The organism is Pseudomonas capsici, from assembly GCF_017165765.1.
Classification (GTDB): domain Bacteria; phylum Pseudomonadota; class Gammaproteobacteria; order Pseudomonadales; family Pseudomonadaceae; genus Aquipseudomonas; species Aquipseudomonas capsici.
The window spans coordinates 127,313-146,994 of record NZ_JAFGZD010000005.1 but is presented as its reverse complement, the minus strand read 5'-3'; the positions used below and the strand labels follow the sequence as shown (position 1 = coordinate 146,994).

17 protein-coding genes are annotated in these 19,682 nt (G+C 57.3%); 7 read left to right on the top strand and 10 right to left on the bottom strand.

Annotation, left to right across the window (positions count from 1 at the left end):
• Window positions 1-82: 82 nt before the first annotated feature.
• Complete coding sequence (gene mltF, locus JSY17_RS08880; protein WP_117164530.1) at window positions 83-1,567, top strand: membrane-bound lytic murein transglycosylase MltF; 1,485 nt, start codon at window positions 83-85, stop codon at window positions 1,565-1,567.
• A gap of 11 nt (window positions 1,568-1,578) precedes the next feature.
• Here the strand turns inward: mltF and tadA are convergent, their stop codons facing one another.
• The 4 genes from tadA to JSY17_RS08860 all read right to left on the bottom strand — a co-directional run bounded on the left by tadA (window position 1,579) and on the right by JSY17_RS08860 (window position 4,965).
• Window positions 1,579-2,067 (bottom strand): tRNA adenosine(34) deaminase TadA, encoded by a 489-nt coding sequence (gene tadA / locus JSY17_RS08875; RefSeq protein WP_201015060.1) that lies wholly within the window; start codon window positions 2,065-2,067, stop codon window positions 1,579-1,581.
• Window positions 2,067-3,440, bottom strand: coding sequence for a multicopper oxidase family protein (locus tag JSY17_RS08870; protein ID WP_206400780.1), 1,374 nt, complete (start codon window positions 3,438-3,440; stop codon window positions 2,067-2,069). Before JSY17_RS08870 ends, tadA begins: the two co-directional genes overlap by 1 nt.
• 108 nt (window positions 3,441-3,548) lie before the next feature.
• Window positions 3,549-4,274, bottom strand: coding sequence for a Fic/DOC family protein (locus tag JSY17_RS08865; RefSeq protein WP_200999033.1), 726 nt, complete (start codon window positions 4,272-4,274; stop codon window positions 3,549-3,551).
• Window positions 4,267-4,965: a DUF6088 family protein gene (locus JSY17_RS08860; RefSeq protein WP_122371377.1), complete on the bottom strand. Its 699-nt coding sequence runs from the start codon at window positions 4,963-4,965 to the stop codon at window positions 4,267-4,269. The genes JSY17_RS08865 and JSY17_RS08860 overlap by 8 nt, the downstream gene beginning before the upstream one ends.
• Window positions 4,966-5,180: 215 nt before the next feature.
• Between JSY17_RS08860 and JSY17_RS08855 the strand changes: the two genes are divergently transcribed.
• From JSY17_RS08855 to JSY17_RS08845, 3 genes are all read left to right on the top strand, one after another.
• A complete protein-coding gene (locus JSY17_RS08855; protein WP_122371378.1) occupies window positions 5,181-5,678 on the top strand; it encodes an RNA polymerase sigma factor in 498 nt (165 codons plus the stop codon).
• A 47-nt stretch (window positions 5,679-5,725) separates the two neighbouring features.
• Window positions 5,726-6,691, top strand: a complete 966-nt coding sequence (locus JSY17_RS08850) for a FecR family protein (protein WP_206400777.1) — start codon at window positions 5,726-5,728, stop codon at window positions 6,689-6,691.
• A gap of 112 nt (window positions 6,692-6,803) precedes the next feature.
• The gene (locus JSY17_RS08845; protein WP_206400776.1) at window positions 6,804-9,224 is read left to right on the top strand and encodes a TonB-dependent siderophore receptor; all 2,421 of its coding nucleotides are present in this window, start codon (window positions 6,804-6,806) and stop codon (window positions 9,222-9,224) included.
• 85 nt (window positions 9,225-9,309) lie between these two features.
• Here the strand turns inward: JSY17_RS08845 and JSY17_RS08840 are convergent, their stop codons facing one another.
• Together JSY17_RS08840 and JSY17_RS08835 are read right to left on the bottom strand one after the other, a co-directional pair.
• Window positions 9,310-11,157, bottom strand: a complete 1,848-nt coding sequence (locus JSY17_RS08840) for an amidohydrolase (protein ID WP_232849356.1) — start codon at window positions 11,155-11,157, stop codon at window positions 9,310-9,312.
• A 215-nt stretch (window positions 11,158-11,372) separates the two neighbouring features.
• The gene (locus tag JSY17_RS08835; protein ID WP_206400775.1) at window positions 11,373-12,497 is read right to left on the bottom strand and encodes an NADH:flavin oxidoreductase; all 1,125 of its coding nucleotides are present in this window, start codon (window positions 12,495-12,497) and stop codon (window positions 11,373-11,375) included.
• Window positions 12,498-12,598: 101 nt separating this feature from the next.
• Here JSY17_RS08835 and JSY17_RS08830 point away from each other — a divergent pair, with 101 nt between their 5' ends.
• Window positions 12,599-12,976, top strand: coding sequence for a winged helix-turn-helix transcriptional regulator (locus JSY17_RS08830; RefSeq protein WP_206400774.1), 378 nt, complete (start codon window positions 12,599-12,601; stop codon window positions 12,974-12,976).
• Between the two features lie 64 nt (window positions 12,977-13,040).
• Here the strand turns inward: JSY17_RS08830 and JSY17_RS08825 are convergent, their stop codons facing one another.
• The 3 genes from JSY17_RS08825 to JSY17_RS08815 form a co-directional block, all read right to left on the bottom strand.
• Window positions 13,041-13,277, bottom strand: coding sequence for a hypothetical protein (locus JSY17_RS08825; protein WP_206400773.1), 237 nt, complete (start codon window positions 13,275-13,277; stop codon window positions 13,041-13,043).
• A 78-nt stretch (window positions 13,278-13,355) separates the two neighbouring features.
• Window positions 13,356-13,631: a bacteriocin immunity protein gene (locus JSY17_RS08820; protein ID WP_117164519.1), complete on the bottom strand. Its 276-nt coding sequence runs from the start codon at window positions 13,629-13,631 to the stop codon at window positions 13,356-13,358.
• A gap of 7 nt (window positions 13,632-13,638) precedes the next feature.
• Window positions 13,639-14,967 carry an S-type pyocin domain-containing protein gene (locus JSY17_RS08815; protein ID WP_206400772.1) on the bottom strand — a complete coding sequence of 443 codons (1,329 nt, stop codon included), beginning with the start codon at window positions 14,965-14,967 and terminating at the stop codon, window positions 13,639-13,641.
• A 704-nt stretch (window positions 14,968-15,671) separates the two neighbouring features.
• On the opposite strand from JSY17_RS08815, the gene JSY17_RS08810 reads away from it, so the two are divergent.
• Window positions 15,672-17,618 (top strand): putative bifunctional diguanylate cyclase/phosphodiesterase, encoded by a 1,947-nt coding sequence (locus JSY17_RS08810; RefSeq protein WP_117186429.1) that lies wholly within the window; start codon window positions 15,672-15,674, stop codon window positions 17,616-17,618.
• 23 nt (window positions 17,619-17,641) lie between these two features.
• Here the strand turns inward: JSY17_RS08810 and JSY17_RS08805 are convergent, their stop codons facing one another.
• Window positions 17,642-18,535: an NAD(P)/FAD-dependent oxidoreductase gene (locus JSY17_RS08805; protein ID WP_117186428.1), complete on the bottom strand. Its 894-nt coding sequence runs from the start codon at window positions 18,533-18,535 to the stop codon at window positions 17,642-17,644.
• A 107-nt stretch (window positions 18,536-18,642) separates the two neighbouring features.
• Here JSY17_RS08805 and JSY17_RS08800 point away from each other — a divergent pair, with 107 nt between their 5' ends.
• Entirely contained in the window at window positions 18,643-19,290 is a 648-nt protein-coding gene (locus JSY17_RS08800) for a TetR/AcrR family transcriptional regulator (protein WP_206400770.1), read from the top strand.
• Window positions 19,291-19,682: the final 392 nt, after the last annotated feature.

The window sequence follows — 19,682 nt, the reverse complement described above, 5'->3', positions numbered from 1 at the left end:
TTTGCTAAAAAGCCATCGCCTATCAGACGCGAGCCTCGCTGTCGAGATATGGCGGCAACGGTGCTTTGCGTATACTGCACCGATGTTCTCCCTAGCAGATTTCCGCCCTCGTTGCGCCAAATGGCTCGTCGCAACCGGACTCTTCCTGATGCTCAGCGCCTGTGTGGATAAACCCAGCACACTGGAGCGAGTCAAGGAGGATGGCGTTCTGCGCGTTGTAACCCGTAACAGCCCCGCCACTTATTTCCAGGATCGCAACGGTGAAACCGGCTTCGAATACGAGCTGGTCAAGCGTTTTGCCGAGGATCTGGGGGTCGAACTCAAGATCGAAACGGCCGATAACCTCGACGATCTGTTCGAGCAGATCAACAAACCGGGCGGGCCTGTACTGGCAGCTGCGGGCCTGATCGATACTCAGGAGCGCAAGCAGCAGGCACGTTTCTCCCATTCGTACCTTGAAGTCACCCCACAGGTGGTCTACCGCAACGGCCAGTCACGACCGACCGACGTCGGCGATCTGGCGGGCAAACGCATCATGGTTCTCAAGGGCAGCAGCCACGCCGAACAACTGGCAGCCCTCAAGGCCCAGAACCCCGGCCTTGAATATGAAGAGTCGGACGCCGTAGAGGTGGTCGACCTGCTACGCATGGTCGATGAAGGCCAGATCGACCTGACCCTGGTGGATTCCAACGAACTGGCCATGAACCAGGTCTACTTCCCCAACGTTCGCGTGGCCTTCGATCTGGGCGAAGCCCGTGAACAGCGCTGGGCGGTGGCACCGGGTGAAGACAACAGCCTGCTGAACGAAATCAACGCCTATCTGGACAAGGTTGAAAAGAACGGCACCCTGCAACGACTCAAGGACCGTTACTACGGCCACGTCGATGTTCTGGGCTATGTAGGTGCCTACACCTTCGCCCAACACCTGCAGGAACGCCTGCCCAAATACGAAAAACACTTCCAGGCCTCGGCCAAGAAGGAACAGGTTGACTGGCGACTGCTGGCGGCTATCGGCTATCAGGAGTCGATGTGGCAGCCTACGGTCACCTCCAAGACTGGCGTTCGCGGGCTGATGATGCTGACCCAGAATACGGCACAGGCCATGGGCGTCACCAACCGGCTCGACGCCAAGCAAAGCATTCAGGGTGGAGCCAAGTACTTTGCCTACGTGAAGGATCAACTGGACGAAAAGATACAGGAACCGGATCGTACCTGGCTGGCGCTGGCGTCCTACAACGTCGGCAGCGGTCATCTGGAAGATGCGCGCAAACTGGCCGAAAACGAGGGGCTCGATCCCAACAAGTGGCTGGACGTGAAAAAGATGCTGCCTCGCCTCTCCCAGAAGAAGTGGTACAGCAAGACCCGCTATGGCTATGCCCGAGGCGGCGAGCCGGTGCATTTCGTCGCCAACATTCGTCGCTACTACGACATCCTGACCTGGGTCACGCAGCCACAACTGGAAGGCGATCAGGTGGCTGAAGGCAATCTGCATGTTCCTGGCGTAGACAAGACCAAGCCCACCTCAACGCCACAACCGGATGAGCCCAAAGAGAACCCGGCCCTCTGACAAGCCTGAAGCTAAGCTTTGCTGGCAGCCCGACGCATCCTGAAAAATTCGCTCAACATCGTCCCGCACTCCTCCCCCAGCACACCACCCTCGAACAGCACGCGATGGTTGAGAAACCCCTGAGTGAAAAACTGCCCCTGACTCTGCACAACTCCCGCCTTGGGCTCCAGCGCGCCGTAAACCACGCGGGCCACACGGGAATGCACGATCAGGCCCGCACACATGCTGCAGGGTTCCAGCGTCACGTACAGCGTACTGCCCGGCAGACGATAGTTGTTCACCGCCCGGGCCGCATCGCGAATGGCGACCATTTCGGCATGGGCACTCGGATCGCTGCCGCTGATCGGGCAGTTGTAACCGCGACCGATGATCTGGCCATCCTGCACCAGCACAGCTCCCACCGGCACTTCGCCCAATAGCGCGCCTTGAGCGGCCAGTGCCAGCGCTTCGCGCATGAAGTCCTGATCGCGACTGCGATCGATGATTTGCGGCTGCCGCATCAAGAAACCTCTATCGCTGCCATGAGCCCGGTTTCCATGTGATCGATCACATGGCAGTGAAACATCCATACGCCGGGATTATCCGCCACCAGCGCTACCCGTGCCCGTTCATTTCGGCCCAGCAGGAAGGTATCGGTGAAATACGGGATGATCTTGCGCCGATTGGAGCCGATCACCTTGAAACTCATGCCATGCAAATGAATCGGGTGTTGATATTGAGTCATATTCTTCAGCTCGAAGATGTAACTCTTGCCTAACTGCAGCTTGGCGATGGGCCGGTCAGCACAGGTCTTGTCGGTGATATCCCAAGCCTCGCCATTGATCTGCCAGAGGCTTGGCGGCTTGCCGTTGTCGGTGTTGACCGACATCGAGCCGACCCACTCGAAGTTGAAATTGATCTTTTCGGCATTCTCCAGATCAGGTTCGGGGATCGGATTGGGTGGCAAGGCCGCTGGCCATTGGCCCGGCGCATCGTTATTGGCCACCGAGCGGAAAGTGCCCAGACGTACCGGCCCGTTGCGCAGCGAGATTTCCTCACCCGCAGGCGGCGCCTTGATCGCCAGACAGATACGCATCCCCGGCCCGAGCCAGTAATCCTCGCCCATCGGACGCGGCTCTATCGGGTTGCCATCCAGGGCATAGATCATCGCCTCGGCATCGGGCAGGTTGAGACGGTACGTCCAGGTGTTGTCCAGATTGAGCAAACGTACCCGCGTGATCTGCCCGGCAGGCAAGTCGATCACGCCCAAGGGAACGCCATTGATGGTCTGCAACCGCCCGGCGGTCCCTTCACGTGCCGCCTCGCGGGTCACGCTGAAGTCAGTGAATGCGCCCTGCTCGTCCACATGCCAGCTTTTCAGGTTCACTGTGCGCTCATGCAGAAACCCCGTCGGCTCACGCTCTTCGACGATCAACGGCCCCACCAGACCGCGCCCCAGCTCTTCACTGCTGCTTACGTGAGGGTGATACCAGAAACTGCCCGCATCGGTGACCCGAAACTTGTAATCGAAATACTCGCCCGGCTTGACCGGCAACTGCGAAACGTAAGGCACGCCGTCCATTTCCAGCGGCAAACGGATGCCATGCCAGTGAATAGTGGTTTCCACCGGCAACTGGTTGATGAAGCGCAGCCGCAGCCAATCGCCTTGCCGTACCCGCAACTCGGTCCCCGGCGCCGAACCGCCAAACGCCCAGGCCGGGGTCTTGTAACCTGGCACCAGTTCGACATCCAGCGGCGCAGCAATCAATTCGAAATCATGCCCTTCGCCCGGCCCACTGCGCCCCAGCCAGTAACGCGAAGCACCACCGGCCCCCAACCCCACCACCGCAAGACCGGCCAGACCTCCGAGAATTTGTCGACGGGTAAAGGACATAGGGGAAAGCACCTCAAGAACGACTGCGGGATGCACCTGAGAGAAGGTGCGAGGGGGCGAATACGATACACGTGCGGATGAGAAACAGTAAGGTCGAGAGGTAATGGATCAAGAGATCCGATAGCCCCTGCGCTCGTCAAATTGCTCATATTTTTGTGAGACGGATGGATCGCTGAATTTTCCTTCAACCGTATTGGAGGCAGCGACTCCATCAAGGCCTTGAATGGATTGAATTGCCATCCCCCAATGAGTCGGCTCAAGAGCTGGCTGTATGAACGCTTTCAAATAGCTATCGAGAATACCTTTATCAGGCGTTTCGATTTCCGCACTCAACGCCGAAAGATATGACGACTTGCAGGTAGCTCCCCAATTAATCGAGAACCCTGCACGATGGCACAGCACAGTATGGACAGTGAGCATGGTGCGACCATTGCCATCGAGAAACGGATGCCCATATGCGAACAATCCCATGACCAGGCCGGGTGACTGCTTGAGAGTCCTGCCATCCTGAGCAAGCCTCAGCCCTTCCTCCACAGCCCTTTGGGCATCTCTTGGGTGGCAAAAAAGCGTGTCGGCTTTTGAAATCGCGATATCGGGAGCCACCATCATTCTGTCCTGACCGGCCCAAGGATAGAAGTCGCCAAACAGAATCCTGTGAACCTCAAGGAAATCCCTGTAGCCAATAACGCGGCGACTCGTGAGATAGCTCATGGCATCTGACAGATTTGCAGTAAAAAAATTGTGCTCAAGACGCTTCACGATATTGGGATCTTTCTCCCCTTCATAATTTCGCAGATAGCCCCTGTCTTCAAAATCCTTGAAAGGGTCAAACACGCTCTTTCTCCCTCAAATAGTTGGTCAGCAATTTCCGCATTTCACTGCCTGTGACTTTATTCTGCTTTTTCAAGGCAATGACCAATTGCTCAACGGGGTCTGTATGTACATCGTCACCCGCCAGTCTGGATACATGCTCGGCCCACTCGTCCGCATAGGTCTTCATGTAGGAAACCTTAAAGCTCTCGGCAAGTTTCAATACATAATGGCCAACACCGACCGTAGGGATGTTCAGGTCCCCCGTCTTCGAATCACGCAGACTGGCACCCGAGCACTCTTCAGGACGTTCCCGGCCATACACGTACACCACAGACCTTTTGCCGATAGACAGCTTGCGATGTATACGCCGCCCCCCGGAAACACAGACTTCTACAGGGTTATCGGCACCACTCTCTGATACGGCTCGAGATTGGCTTGCAGGGGAAATCCAGACTTTGTGACCCAATCTACCAAGCGCCTCCAATGCCAGACTTTCAAAGTCTTGAACCGGAGTGATGGCATCTGTGACCGGGTCTCTGCAAGACTTGGCATAAATGCCTTGTCCCATCCGGATAAGCTCTCCCTGCTTCTGTAGCCGGGAAAGCACGAGAGAAACCTGAGAACGACTGCCCAGAGCAGATACATCTGTTCGCAGGACGACGCTGCCTGGAGAACGACTGATGACCCCGCGCACTTTCTCTTCAAGGTTCATGCACATACCTCCCGAAACCGAATGGCAATTTTATCACCATCAGAAACAAGCGTCCCCTCTCCCACAAGCTCGACCAACGGCATCAGGTGAACTCACCCCATGCTGCTACCCCCATCATCTCTGGCTGCCTGAAAACTTACTCTGACAGCCAATACAAACGATTCTCGTTTGTGATATTTTCCCGCGCTCGCTTGCATGCCATCCAGGGTAGCTTCATGTCCGGTTCAGATCTCAAGGCGCTCTATCTCGCCCATCGTGAAGAAATTCAGGATTACCTGGATCGTCGCTTGCGTTGCAAAGAGACCGCTGCGGATCTGACTCAAGACACCTTCATTCGCCTCTCCGAGCAGATGGGTCGCACGCGCATAGAAAATTTCCGCGCCTATCTGTTTTCCAGCGCCCGCAATCTGTTCATCGATCACACCCGTCGCCAGGAACATCGCAAAGGCGAGCCCCTGGAACAGCAGGAGATGATCAGCCAGGGGCAAAGAACCCCAACGCTCGAACAGGCGGCCATTGCCAACCAGCAACTGGCAACCTTGAACCAGGTGATTCAGAACATGCCAGAACCTTGCCGCGAGGTGTTTCTGATGGTACGGGTCGAAGGCATGACCTATGCCGAGATTGGCGAACGCCTCGGCATCTCCCCGAAGACCGCCTACAGCCGCATGGTCAAGGCTCTGGATTTATTGAGGCTCGGCATGTCCCGGTGAATGTACAATCGCCCGCCAGTACTCATTCAAGTCGAATCGATTACCCAATGAATCCCGAACCGCCCCTCCACGACTCGTCTGCACATCAGGGTGATGACATCCGTCATCAGGCCAGCGCCTGGTTTGCCCTGGTCCAGGGAGGATCGCCCACCGAGGCTGAGCGCAAGGATCTGGCCAGGTGGATCGCGGCTGACCCTCGGCACGCCCAGGCCTATGCCGAACTGCAAAGTCTGTGGGACGCCTCGGCACTTCTGCTGCAACCTGCTCCACCCGCCGCCCGGCCTCAACTATCGCGACGCCGCTTTGTCGGGCTCGGGATCGCCGCGAGCGCCGTGGCAGTCACGGCGGGCGCAACGTCTTTCTGGCTCAAGGGATCGGGATCACCGTTTGCCGACGTGCGCACTGCCGTGGGCGAGCGGCGCAAGGTGAGCCTGCCGGACGGATCGACGGTCGATCTTGCCGGCAACACCGCCTTGAACCTGGATTTCTCAGCGACCCGCCGCTCAGTGACGCTGCTTCAAGGCGAAGCATTCTTCAGCGTATTGCCCGCTACTGCCGGCGAGTTCCGGGTCAGCACTGAAGAAGGCATGGTGATCGCCAATGACAGCGAGTTCTGCCTGACATGCGATCAGACAACAGCGCGTGTGGCTGTCAGTCGCAAAACCGTGCGCGTCGTCACCGCCACTCAACAGACGGACCTTGAAGAAGGCCTGTCCCTGCGCTTCAACGCCAACCAGACCGGCACCATTGAGCATGCGGAGCTTGAGCAGATTCTCGCCTGGCGCAATGGCCGCCTGGCCTTTTTCGATACGCCGCTGCTGACGGTGGTCGATGAACTGCAGCGCTGGCGAGAAGGGAAAATCTTCATCATGGACAAGCAACTCGCAGCACGGCGAGTCAGCCTGATCCTCAACCTCAACAGGCCCGAGCAGATGCTGGATGTCCTGTCCAAGGCCCTGTCCGTGCGCACGGCTCGCTATACCGATCTGGTCACGCTGATCTACCCCACCTGAAACTTCCGCATAAATAATTCAAGACACCGTCAGGAATCGCAATTGCTCATCCGTCTTAACGGAACTGATTGCTACTCGCATATCCGAGCACACTTCACAGGAAGCGACCTGAATGGCCAAAAAACCCACCCCGAGCCTGAAAAACGATACCCGCTGGCAGCGTAATGCCCTGGGCGCAGCGCTCGCGTGCACCTTACTCGTCGGAACCGTTCAGGCTCATGGAGCACAGGGTCAGGCCGCTGCAAGCACTGTAGAAAAACTGTCGCTCAATATCCCGGCGCAACAACTGCGTCAGGCCCTGCTGAGCTTCAGCCGACAGTCCGGGCAAAACGTGCTGCTCGATGGGAATCTGGATGCCAGCCTGCGCAGCAGTGCAGTCATCGGTAATTACTCAGCCGAAGAAGCATTGGGGAAATTACTGCAAGGCAGTGGTTACAGTTTTTCTCGCACTGACGCAGTCACGGTTTACCTTGTCCCGGCAGACCTCAAGAGTGCGGGCAACGAAGTCATTCTTGGCCCGACCCGGATTCAGTATGACGCCCCGCAAGACGGCGGCCTGAGCCAGGGATATCGGGGCAGACCCGTTTCCAGCACCACGCGCCTGGGCCTGAGCGACAAGGACACGCCACAGGCGATCAGCGTGGTAACCCGCGAGCAAATGGACGACTTCAAACTCAACAGTGTCAAAGAGGCATTGCGCAATGCGCCATCAGTCACCGTCGAACAGTTTGAAACCGATCGCACGGCCTTTACCTCCCGTGGTTTCAAGATCGAAAACTTCGAATACGACGGCATGAGCCTGCCCTTCTCGGGCGGTGTGCTGGTGGGCGATCAGGACATGACCGAGTTCGAGCAGGTTGACGTGCTGCATGGTGCCAACGGGCTCATGAGCGGTACCGGTGATCCGTCGGCCACCGTCAACCTCGTGCGCAAACGACCTACCGATACGTTTCAGGCCAGAGTCGACAGCAGCATCGGCTCATGGGACAACCGCCGACTGGGCGTGGATCTGTCCGGCCCGCTGACCGACAGCGGCAAGGTTCGTGGACGTTTCATCACCTCCCACGACAAAGGCAACTCCTACCTCGATCAGTACAGCCATGAGGTCAATGTGGCAGCAGGTTTGCTGGCCTTTGACCTGTCCGATGCCGACACCCTGACCGTGGGCTTTACCCAACAGAACAGCTACTCCAATGGCAGCACCTGGGGCGCCTTGCCTATCGCCGATTACGCGGGCAACCGTATTCACTACAGCAGCCGCAGCTCCAGCGTCGGTCAACCCTGGACTTACTGGGACGTTCACACCCAACGAGCATTCGTAGAACTGACTCATGCCTTCGACAACGGCTGGGAAAGCACCCTGACCCTGGCCGGGATGAGCCAGGATTCCGATACCAAAATGCTGTACGCCATCCCGGCAACCGCCACCGATGCCTACGCCTATATCAACCGCACCACCAGCACGGAGCATCAGGTGACGGGTGAGGCGCGACTGTCCGGACCGTTCAAATTCCTGGGGCGGGAACACGAACTGACTCTGGGCGCCAACTACGGACGCACCCATCATGACGAGCGCGGACACTACAGAGACGCATCGGGCAACCAGCTTGTCAGCCTCTCCGATGCACTGGCCGGCAACGTGGTGCAACCCGCTCTGAATTACACCGACGACCTCAATACCCAACGCTTCACCGACCGCCAGAAAAGCCTGTTCGCCGGTGCGCGCTTCAGCCTTGCAGACGACCTGCACTGGATCGCCGGAGCACGCATGCTCAGCGCCGACGGCGAAGGTGCGGGTTACGGGTCACCACACAACACACGGGTACACGGCAAGGTCACGCCCTACACCGGCCTGGTTTATGACCTGACGCCACAGTGGAGCCTTTACACCAGTTGGACAGAAATCTTCAAACCGCAGTACGTGCGCAGCACCAGCGGTGGAGTGATCCTGCCCCTGGAAGGCAAAAGCATGGAGGCCGGTGTGAAAGGTCGCCTGCTCGACGAACGACTGACCGTGACCGCGGCAGTATTCAAGACAGACCAGCAGAACGTCGCCGAACTCACCGGGGAGATCGTCGGTGGTCAATACGTGTATCGCGGAACCAACGTCAAAAGCCGCGGCGTCGAACTGGGCGCTTCAGGCGAAGCCTTCCCGGGCCTTGAGCTGGCTGGCGGCTATACCTTCGTGCGGATCGAAGACGATGACGGAAACGAGGCTCGCAAGTACATCCCCACCCATACCTTGCGCGGCAGCCTGACCTACCGCCTGCCTGGCCTGCCCAAGGCCAGGGTCGGCACCCGACTTCAATGGCAAAGCGCAACCGAGCTGGACACCAACAGCAATGTCAGCCAGGAGGCCTACGCCCTGGTGGATCTGATGGCCAGCTACGACATCGACGAGCACTGGAGCACATCGCTGAACATGAACAACGTGACCGACCGCAAATACCTGCTGTCGCTGTATCAATCGGCAGGTTCCACCAACTATGGTGCGCCACGCAATCTGACGGCTTCGGTGACCTGGAAGTATTGATTCAGAGGCGGGTTGGACAGATGCGAGAAAGCCCCTGAGTTCAGGGGCTTTCTTTGGTCAACTGGTTACCGGAGCGACATGGGTATCACAGCGGAGCTGAAAACACCCTGCTGCCGTTCACCCAAGTTTCCACCACCTTTATGTCACGCATGCCAGCGGCGTTAAACACCGGCCACTGCAACGGGTTTTTCGCCAGAATCACGAGGTCGGCCTGCTTGCCCTTGAGCAACGAGCCGATCTGATGGTCGAGATGGCATTGCCAGGCCGCGTCGATCGTCACAGCCCGCAACGCCTGATGCACATTGAGGCGCTCATCCGGGTTCAGGACGTTATCGTCTTCATTCGCAGGAGACTTGCCTTTCAAGGCCTCCATCACGCGCCCGATCGACTGTTCCATGTAACGCAGCGGGCCGAACGGCGTGACGAAATGATCACTGTGCAGGCTGATTCGCAGGCCCGCTTTCAACGCCGAGGCGCAGCGGTCCAGCAGCAAGGCACGCTCGCCGCCGAGAATCGTGTCCCTGAACGCATTGCCCCAGTAGCCGACGTGACCGATCAGAAAGCTCGGCGAGATTGCCATGCGCTTCATCAGGCCGATTGCATCGTCGTGAAGCAACGAAGCATGTTCGATACGGTGACGCTGCTCAGCCCAGGCCGGTTCAGTGGGGAAAGGCCGCTTGGGTGCAGGTGGAGGCGGCACCTTGCTGAGTGCCATCTGGTAGGCAGCCAGCACGTTGGCAATGCCCTCGTCGCCATTGGCGTGCGTCAGGATCGGCCAACCCGCCGAGTTCGCCAACGCCATCACATCCGCCAGTTTCCTCACCGGATCGTAATTGAACAGACCGTAGGCACCGACGCCTGGCACCGAATGCTCTTCGCAACAGTGATAAGGCTGGCTCTGCAACCCGGTCAGCCCCTGGTTCGAGCCATCAGCGATCAGCTTGATCGCACGCAATGTGAACAGGCTGTTTGCATCGCTCGACAACTCAGGCTTGTAGCAATCGATCCAGGTCATGAAGTCGTTGCTGTTGCCGTACAGCGCGCCCCCCACCCGGACCGTCATCGCCGAGGTCGTCGCCAGTCCTTTCATCAGGGGCACCTCAACCGTCCCTGCAATCAGCCCGACGCTCGCATCGAACACCGTCGTGATGCCGCGCTCGTTCGCCTGCCGAAACACGATCTTCAAACCATCAAGGATCTGTTGAGGGGTTGTTGGTGGCATCGCGCCTACAATCGCCTGGGATTGCTGCTCGGTCAGGACTCCATTCTGGTAATCCCTGGTGAACCCCGCCGCCTCCAGAGCAGGCCCGTTGGCATAGCTGATATGGCCGGACGCATTGAGCAGGAAAATTTTGACTTTAGTGCTGATATCGTTGAGGAGAGTGACATCGATATCTTTCCAGGCCGTCATCAACGAAGGATCGACACCATAACCGGTCACCCACTCCTGCGCTGGTGTCGCCTCGCTCGCCGCCTTGACCGCTTTGCGGAGCCGGTCCTTGACCACCTCAATGTCGTAATCCGTATTCAGATCCTGCCCATCAAATGGCGACAAATCCGTCCAGGTGGTCATGAGCGCGCTCGACACCAGATGCGCATGCGGGTCGATCAGGCCGGGTAGCAGTGTCTCGTCGCTCGCAAGCGGCCGCTCAAGTGGACTGTACGGGGCCATTTCGGTACATACGAAAGCATAACTGCCAATTGCAATCACCTTGCCTTGGGCAATGCCGATGGCTTCCACTGACCGCTCGGGATTTTCAGGGTCCGGATAAATGTGCCCACCATGAAAGATCACGGCCTGCGGCAACCCTCTCGGGCCTTCCTGCCTGGCGACTTCAGCGAGCAAATCCTGCCACTGGCTGTGATCATGCTGATAAACAGGCAGCATGTGAGGACTGCAACAGGCACAACCGAACTGGAAGCGTTCCGACATGGTGATTCCTTTCAGGGGGATTATTGTGTGGGCATGGGCAGATGAGATTATCGTGCCAGTACAGGAGTTTTCCAGATAATTCAGGGATGAAACAAAAAGCCCACATTTACGTGGGCTTGGGCATGCCGACATTCCAGATTCAGAATCTCGGCCACGTCGATTATCGAATTATTGCGCAACAACTCCCGTAACACGGGAGTTGCATCACAAGACGCTTAAACCAACTCGGCCAAAGAGGCGGGGTTGAATCCGCCCAACTGTGCAAGCTCTCCCCTTTCTACCTTCGATGCCCAATCCGGATCACTCAGCAGCACTCGACCTACAGCGATCAGGTCAAACTCGTCGCGCTCCATGCGCTCGACGAGCCGGTCCAGACTCGCAAGCGCAGGAGCTGAACCCTTGCCAGCAAAGGCATTGGTTACATCGTTGTGCAAGCCAACCGAGCCCACGCTGATGCTCGCGGCACCGGTCACCTTCTTGGCCCAGCCCGCGCAGTTCAATCCGTTTTCGCCATCGATCTCGGGGAACTCAGGCTCCCAGAATCGGCGTTGCGAACAGTGCAGAACGTCGACACCGGCCTCGACCAGCGGAAGCAGCCAGTCCTCCATCAGCGCCGGCGTCTCGGCGACACGCACGCCAAAGTCCTGCTGCTTCCACTGGCTGACACGCATAATGATCGGGAATTCTGGGCCGACCGCATCACGAACGGCAGCAACGATCTCGCTGGCAAAGCGCGAGCGCTCTTTGATAGTAGGGCCGCCGTAACGGTCGGAGCGCTGATTGGTGCCCGCCCAGAAGAACTGATCGATCAGGTAACCATGGGCACCATGAATCTCGACGGTGTCGAAACCCAGGCGTTTGGCATTAGCAGCGGCCTTGGCATACGCAGCAACCGTGTCGGCAATATCCTCTTCGCTCATCGCGATACCGCGCGGGTCACTTGGCGTATTGAGACCCGATGGGCTTTCAACGGGCGCATCCGGCTCCCAGCCTCTGTCGCCACGTACTGCACCGGTGTGCCAGAGTTGCGGCCCCATACGACCACCCGCGGCTTGAACCGAATCGATCACGTTCCTCCACCCGGCCAGCGCCGCGTCTCCATGGAAAAACGGAATACTGGCCTCGTTACGTGACGCCGGGCGATCAATGACAGTCCCTTCCGACAGAACCAGCCCAACGCCACCCTCCACCCGGCGGCGATAATAGGCAGCACTCGCCTCACCCGGTATGCCTTCCGGAGCGAAGAGACGTGTCATCGGTGCCATGACTATCCTGTTTTTCAATTCCAGAGAGCGGATGGAAAAAGGACGGAATAAAGTGCTCGTATCAAGGTTTGACATCGAAGTTGAATCCATTGATTTCGGAAGGCACATAAGTATATTTTGTAAACCAGATGTCAATTAGGCACCTTGAGTCGCCCAGGTATAACCGAGGAAACCTGATGCTCGAAATACAGCCACAATGTTTTTCGTCGGACTGCCCCAGTCGCGCACTGTTTGATCAGATCGCAGACAAGTGGTCCATGATGGTTCTGGCCGTTCTGGATGAAGAGCCGCACCGCTTCAACGCCATCAAGCGTCGGCTGGAGGGGGTTACCCAAAAGGCACTCACACAATGCCTGAGACGACTGGAGCGTAATGGCCTGGTCTCTCGAAAAGTCATCTCGCTATCGCCCGTGGCAGTGCAATACGAAATCACCCCGCTAGGCCAAAGCCTGGAACAGCCATTTCGTGAGCTGTACGAATGGACACTGATGAAATTGCCAGAGGTCGAAGCGGCCAGGTTGCAGTTTGATGGTGCGGCTGGGAAGGGGGTTTAGAGGTTGGATTTTTTGTTGTTGGGGGAGCGCAATGCTGCTCTATTCAAGTGAACAGCACTACTCTTTACCTGCCAAATCGCCAGGACAAGGTTGTCTCAGCCTGAGGGCAGCCAGCAGCGATCTGCCTCGCCAGAGACTCCAGCACCGCCTGCGCACCACGCCCCTGGCGCAGCTGTCCGACATGCCTGCGCGCCAGCCCGAAATGATGGCAAGCCTGGATCAAGTCATCGCGCTGCAACTGGGCCAACACCTGCGCCAGAGCTGTTTTCCCTTGCAGCAGACTACCGACGCGATTGCGCATTTCCTAATGACCTACAAACACTTCAAGCCACGGATTACCCACGGCCCAGGCCTAGACCTCTGCAGTTTATCGAGGTGTTCATGCTCCCTTGAATCCAGGCAATCCCTGCGAAAATCGCCAGTTCTTCACTATTTGCGTTATGCCCTCTGGGGAATTATCCGCACCTGGCTCTGGGTAGTAGATAAGATCCGATCCTGCTGGATGTTCGCTGATTTTCTCGAAGTGCAACAGCAGCAAGTCAGCACGATCATCGTTTTCGGCTTCTTCGTCTTCTTTGGCTAGCTCTTCCAGCAGTGCGACGAACTCGGCCTCGGTGTACTCCGAAAAACTGTTTTTCAATAGTGTGTCTGTCATGGCTGACCTATTCATTCCGGTGAATATCTATGTGATTTCGCGGTGTGTTCACTCGCAGATTATCAATGTCGTAGACGCCGCCACCCTCGGATACCTTTTCAAGGTGGTGAAGCTCATATGACATTCTGCCGCCGACTCTGTCGGTTTTGCGCACACGGGGTGCCTTACCTTTACGCATACGTACAACGTTTTGCGTGATGAACTGATCGGCCACGGCTGATTCCGAAACAGCTTTCCAAAAGGCGGCTCTGAACAAGTCGAAGCTTTTGAATTCGCGCCCCCGCAGAGAATCTGCCACCTCCTTTGGAATGGGAACTCCCATTCCCGAACTGGCCTCAATGAGCCATATGCCAAACACATCTTCGCCCTGTCCTGTGACGGTTCCCGGGGTTTTGCGAACATTCATCACAATATAAAGCGGCTGCACACCTGAATCAGCCGGGAATACGAGAATGAAGTCTTTGTATTGGTCGGGGTAGATCGGGCTGACGATAATGCTGTCGGCCTGTTCGGTCGGCGGATAAATCCAGATCTGTGGCGCTTGAGGTGCCCCCTCTAGTGGTGGGATGCCAGAAGCGCTCGCAGGATCAACCGCTGGTGTCCAAATGAGAGTTATGCCGTCGCCGAAGTCGGCTACGTGCTGAGATCCCTGCTGGACGAATTGCACGACGGGAATCATTTCCCAGTCACTACGCTTCTGAGTGTTGTACCCGTACCCTTTCAAGGTTCCGTCGTCACGTTCCTCAACATGGAGACGGACGCGGGTACGCGCCTTCTTCAGTAACTGGAGCTGGTCCTCGGTGTATAGAGAGCTATCACCAAGGCTCGACGGCCACAAAAATGCGACTATGCCCGCCAAAGTGCCGGCAGCCACTCCAGCCGTAATAGCGCTGCCACCAGTTGCCCCCGTTGCAGCAGAAACAGTTGTGACACTTGCGCCGCCAGCAACTCCAACTGTACAAAGCCCACCGCAGGTGGCAGCCGCAGCGCCGGAACCACCCAATAATAGAGTGCCCAGGGAGGCGGGTAAGGAGTTCCCGCTGAGTTGTTTCAGTTGGATATTTCCCGCTGCATCCGTCTCACGACCGCCGAGGAGGGAGAATTGTCCGTAGTTGGCCAGAGTCTCTACCGGAATAAATCCGGAAGGGTTTTTATGATCGATCACACCATCTGCAAGATCACAGCTTTTGGCGAATACACAGCCTTTTCTGACAGGATCTGTTTCGCTCTTCACCGGAAGATCTTTGTATTCCGCCCAATGCTGAGCGTGAATATCGACAGGATCGATGCCGCTGTTGCGATACCCCTTCGGTGAGTTGGGGACATATCCGCTCATTCCTTGATTCCTGAATCCTTTTCACCTTGAAAACCAACACGATACCAATTAAAAAAACGCAAAACTCGCTGGCAGAACACGGTTTGGAACCGACAATCTGTTAGCTATCGACTGTGTTTTTCGAGTGGAGAGGATAACTTTTCTATAGAAGGTGTCGAGTAGCGGCGCATCGCCATATCTACTCCGTTCACAAGAATTGGAAGTGATCACATCGGTTTGACTAGCATTTTGCCGCGATACGCAACGTAATGCGCCCGCGTGGTCACTTGCAGCTTGCTGATCTCGCTCTATATACGGAAATGAATCTGAAAAAAGGAATGGTTTGTGAAAAATTCTCTGGATAACCGAAGGAACCCAATACAGCACAGATGAGTGTTTGACAATGTAAATAATCCCCACATAACCAAAAGCCCGCAATTAAGTAGGCTCAGGGCAAGCATCGCCTCCGGAAAAGCGCCAATCGCCACAGATGACAGCCCATTGGCCGTTAATTATCGACGCTATTCGACGACGCTTGCCTCGCTTACAACTATTACGACCGGCCGACGGAACGAAATCAAAATGCCACTAGTCGTAAAGATTGTAGAAACCAGAGGATCGGCCGACACGATCCCATGAAAGCAGTCTTTAGCCCTGCTCGGCCCAGTCTGGAAAGGATAATCCGTTCGGTTATTTAACTGGTTGTATTTTCAGAGCATCGCCTGATGAAGAAAACACTGCTCGGCGTGCGAGCGTTGATGTCTGTCCCCAAGGACAATCCTGGTCTGGTCAAGGCGCAATACCTCGCGCTGTCTCGTCAGTTGCCCATGATGTATTTCATCCTGCTGATCAACACCCTGATGCTGGCGGGCACCCACTTTGCGGTCGCGCCGCGCTGGCTGGTGGTGTATTGCCCGCTGATCATGACGTTGTTCGGTGTGATTCGTGCGGCGGAATGGATGCGCACGCGCGGGCGGACACTCAGCCCGGCGCAGATGCTGACGGCGCTGAAGCGCACCAATATGCTCGCACCGTTTGTTGCCGTGGCGTTCACCGCCTGGTCGCTGGCGCTGTTTCCCTATGGCGACAGCTATGCCCAGGCGCATGTCGCCTTTTATATGGCGATCACTGTCATCGGCTGCATTTTTTGCATGATGCACCTGCTGCCAGCAGCCCTGGCCACCACCGCAGTGGTCAACACGGCGTTCGTGGTGTTCTTCGCGTCCACCAATATTCTTACCTTTGTTGCCACTGCGATTGACGTCCTGCTGGTGTCCATCGCCATGCTGATCATTCTCAAGGCGCAGTACGCCGACTTCACCCGGATGGTGAACATGCAGGCGCATACGGCAAAACTCAGCGAGGAAAACCTTCACTTGGCCAATCAGGACAGCCTGACCGGACTGGCCAATCGGCGGCAGTTTTTTTCCCGCCTCGATACGCTCTTGTCCCGCGCCCACGAGCAGGAGATTCGCCTGGCCGTCGGGCTGATCGACCTGGATGGCTTCAAGCCGGTCAACGATCTGTATGGCCATAGCATCGGTGACAAGCTGCTCTGTCAGGTTGGCCAGCGCCTGACCGGGCTGCTCGACGAAGATGTGCACCTGGCCCGGCTGGGAGGCGACGAGTTTGGCCTGATCATCACTCAGGCCATGAGCGACGACCAGTTGCGGGAGTTTGGCGAGAAAATCTGCGCCAGCATGCGCGAGCCGTTTCTGCTGGTGGACATCCCTATTCAGATCAGTGCGTCACTGGGCATCGCGACCTTCCCGGATCAGGCATCCGACGCCACGCAAGTGTATGAATACGCCGACTATGCCCTGTATCAGAGCAAGCGCCACCGTCCCGGCACGGTCTGCCTGTTCAGCGCAGCCCATCGCCAGCAGCTCAATCGTGAAGGTCTGACCGAACAGGCCCTGCGCAGAGCCGATCTGGATTGTGAGTTTCACGTGGTGTTCCAGCCCATCGTGGATATTCACAGTGAGCAAACCGTCGCCTTCGAGGCACTGGCACGCTGGGAAAGCCCGGAGTTGGGTAACGTGCCGCCCAGTGATTTCATCCCGATTGCCGAGCGCGTCGGCATGGTCAATCGCCTCACGGTGCCGTTGCTGAGCAAGGCGCTGGACGAGGCCGCGAACTGGCCTGCGGGTATCCGCCTGTCATTCAACCTGTCCGCCCACGACTGTGGTTCGGAGGACGCCGCCCAGCAGATCGTCGAGCTGATCAAGAGCAGCCGTTTCGACCCGGCCTGTCTCGATCTGGAAATCACCGAAACCGCTGTCATCCAGGACCTGCCGCAGACCCAGCGAGCGATCAGCCGGTTTCGCGAACTGGGCTGCGGTATTTCCCTCGACGACTTCGGCACCGGCTATTCCAGCCTGAGCCAGATCCACGCGCTGTCGCTGACCAAACTGAAGGTGGACCGCACCTTCGTCACCAACATCCACCTTGACCCGGCCAGCTTCAAGATCGTCAAGTCGCTGATTGCCCTGTGCCAGGACATGCAGCTGGAATGCATCGTCGAAGGCGTGGAAACCGCCGAAGAACTCGGCGCACTGAAAAACCTCGGCTGCGCCTGGGCCCAGGGCTACCTGTTCTCCAAACCCATGCGCGCCAGCGACATCAGCACCTGGCTTGAAGGCGAGCAACTGGCGCGGGTGCAGGCGGTTTAATCAGATGATGGGGCAAGGCGCACTCAAACCAGCATCGATTGCTGAGCGAAGATACCCGCCATCGCACCCTGTGATGACGCCTGGGTGACCGAGGGCAGGAATGTCGTGGCGAGGTCGCCGGCGGCATAGATGCCGGGCATGCTGGTCTGACGGCGCTCGTCGACCTTGAGGACGATGCCGCCGGGCGTATCCACCGTGGCGAGGCCCAGCGATTCATGCAGGCTTGCGGACGGCCTGTTGCGCGGATGAGCGAACAAGATGTCGACCGCGACATTAAGCCCAGTGTCGAGCTTGACGGAGGCATTACGCGCTCCGTGCTGGCCGATTTCGATGATCCGGCCATCGACGACAGCCATATGGCGGCGCGCCAGATCGGCACGGATATCGGATGGAATTTCGTGACCATCGGCGAAGACTGTCAGCGTGTCGGTCCAATCCTGGTACAGCCTGACATAATTGTGTGACTGCGGGCCGGACCAGACGAGGCCCCAATGCTGGCCGGCGACTTCAAAGCCGTCGCAATATGGGCAGGGCACGATGGATGAGCCCCAGCTTTCGGCAAAGCCCGGAACATCAGGCATCTGGTCAGAGACGCCATAGCTCAGGATCAGGCGGCGCGCCGCGAGGCTTTCGCCATCGTTCGTGAGGACGGAGAAATTGTCGAGGGTACCGGAGATGCTGTCGGCTCGGGCATTGACCAGACTGATCGAAGGATAGCGAGCGAGCTGCTGCCGCGCCTCGGACAGGATTTCCTGCGGCGGCTTGTGATCGTGGCCGAGCAGACCATGAGAGTGGCCGGCGAAGCGATTGCGCTGCAGGCCGGTGTCGAGAACGATGACCTTGCGACGGGCACGACCGAGCTGCAGGGCGGCAGCGAGGCCGGCAAAGCTGCCGCCGATGATGATGACGTCATTCATGGTGATGGGCTCCGCACTATGGATGAAGGAAGATTGGCTTGCAGACTTAAGATACTCCGAAGTACCATAATTCACGAATTAAGATACTGTCAAGTACTGGAATTTTTATGACCGAAGACAGCCAGAGCCGTCGCGGCCGACCTGCCAACGAGACGCTTGGCCAAACGATCATCGACGCCGCATACGAACTCTTTGTGGAATTGGGTTTTCAAGCAACGACCATGGACAAGGTCGCCCAGCGGGCGAAGATATCCAAGCTCAGCATCTATCGGCACTTCGAGAACAAGGAGGCGCTGTTCAGCGCGGCCATCTCAGCCCGCTGCCATCAGTTTGCACCACAGGCTCTTTTTGAAGGCTTCGACGGTTCGGCCGAAGATCAACTCATGACGGTGGGATCATCCCTACTTCGCACCCTGTTAAACCCGGACGTCCGTAGTGTCGAAGCCATGATCATGGCCGACAAGACCAATCAAAAGTCGTTAAGCAAGCGCCAATACGAAGCCGGCCCCGTTCATGTCATTACCCAGATCGAGGCCCTGTTGCGTCAGTTGCATGAGAAAGCAGTTTTGAACGTGCCCGACCCTCTCCAGTCCGCCCGCCTGTTTGCCGCGCTTATCAAAGGGTCCGACCTCCTGGCCATCGCCCGCTTCGATGAGGAGAGAGCGGAGAACGACAACGAAATCGAATCCTATTGTCGGTCTGCCGTCGAGATGTTCATCGCTGCGCATGGTGGTAACGACCACGCGAGCGGATAAGGATTTGATCTGGGGCGCTTATGGACAATGGGGGAATGTGATGAGGCTGAAGCACAATCAGATACCCCAAAAAACCAAAAGCCCGCAATTACGCGGGCTTCAGGGCATTTTTTGCTAGATCGTGCCGGGCTGTGCCGGACGCGGGATCATTCCCACTCTATTATCAATAGGCACATATAAACCCTTGGAGCCGAACTTTTTAAAGCAACTGCTATTTCGAGACCATGAGAAATACCATACGGGAAACTCCTCTTGAGGCTGATATCGCTAGGAAACACCTACCCAGGGCAACGCCGATAAAAGCTGCCGCATCAACACCGGAATCCGGAGAACATCAGCCCATAATCGAATCGGGCGACCGATTGGGATATCGTCGCATCCAAGCTGTGGGA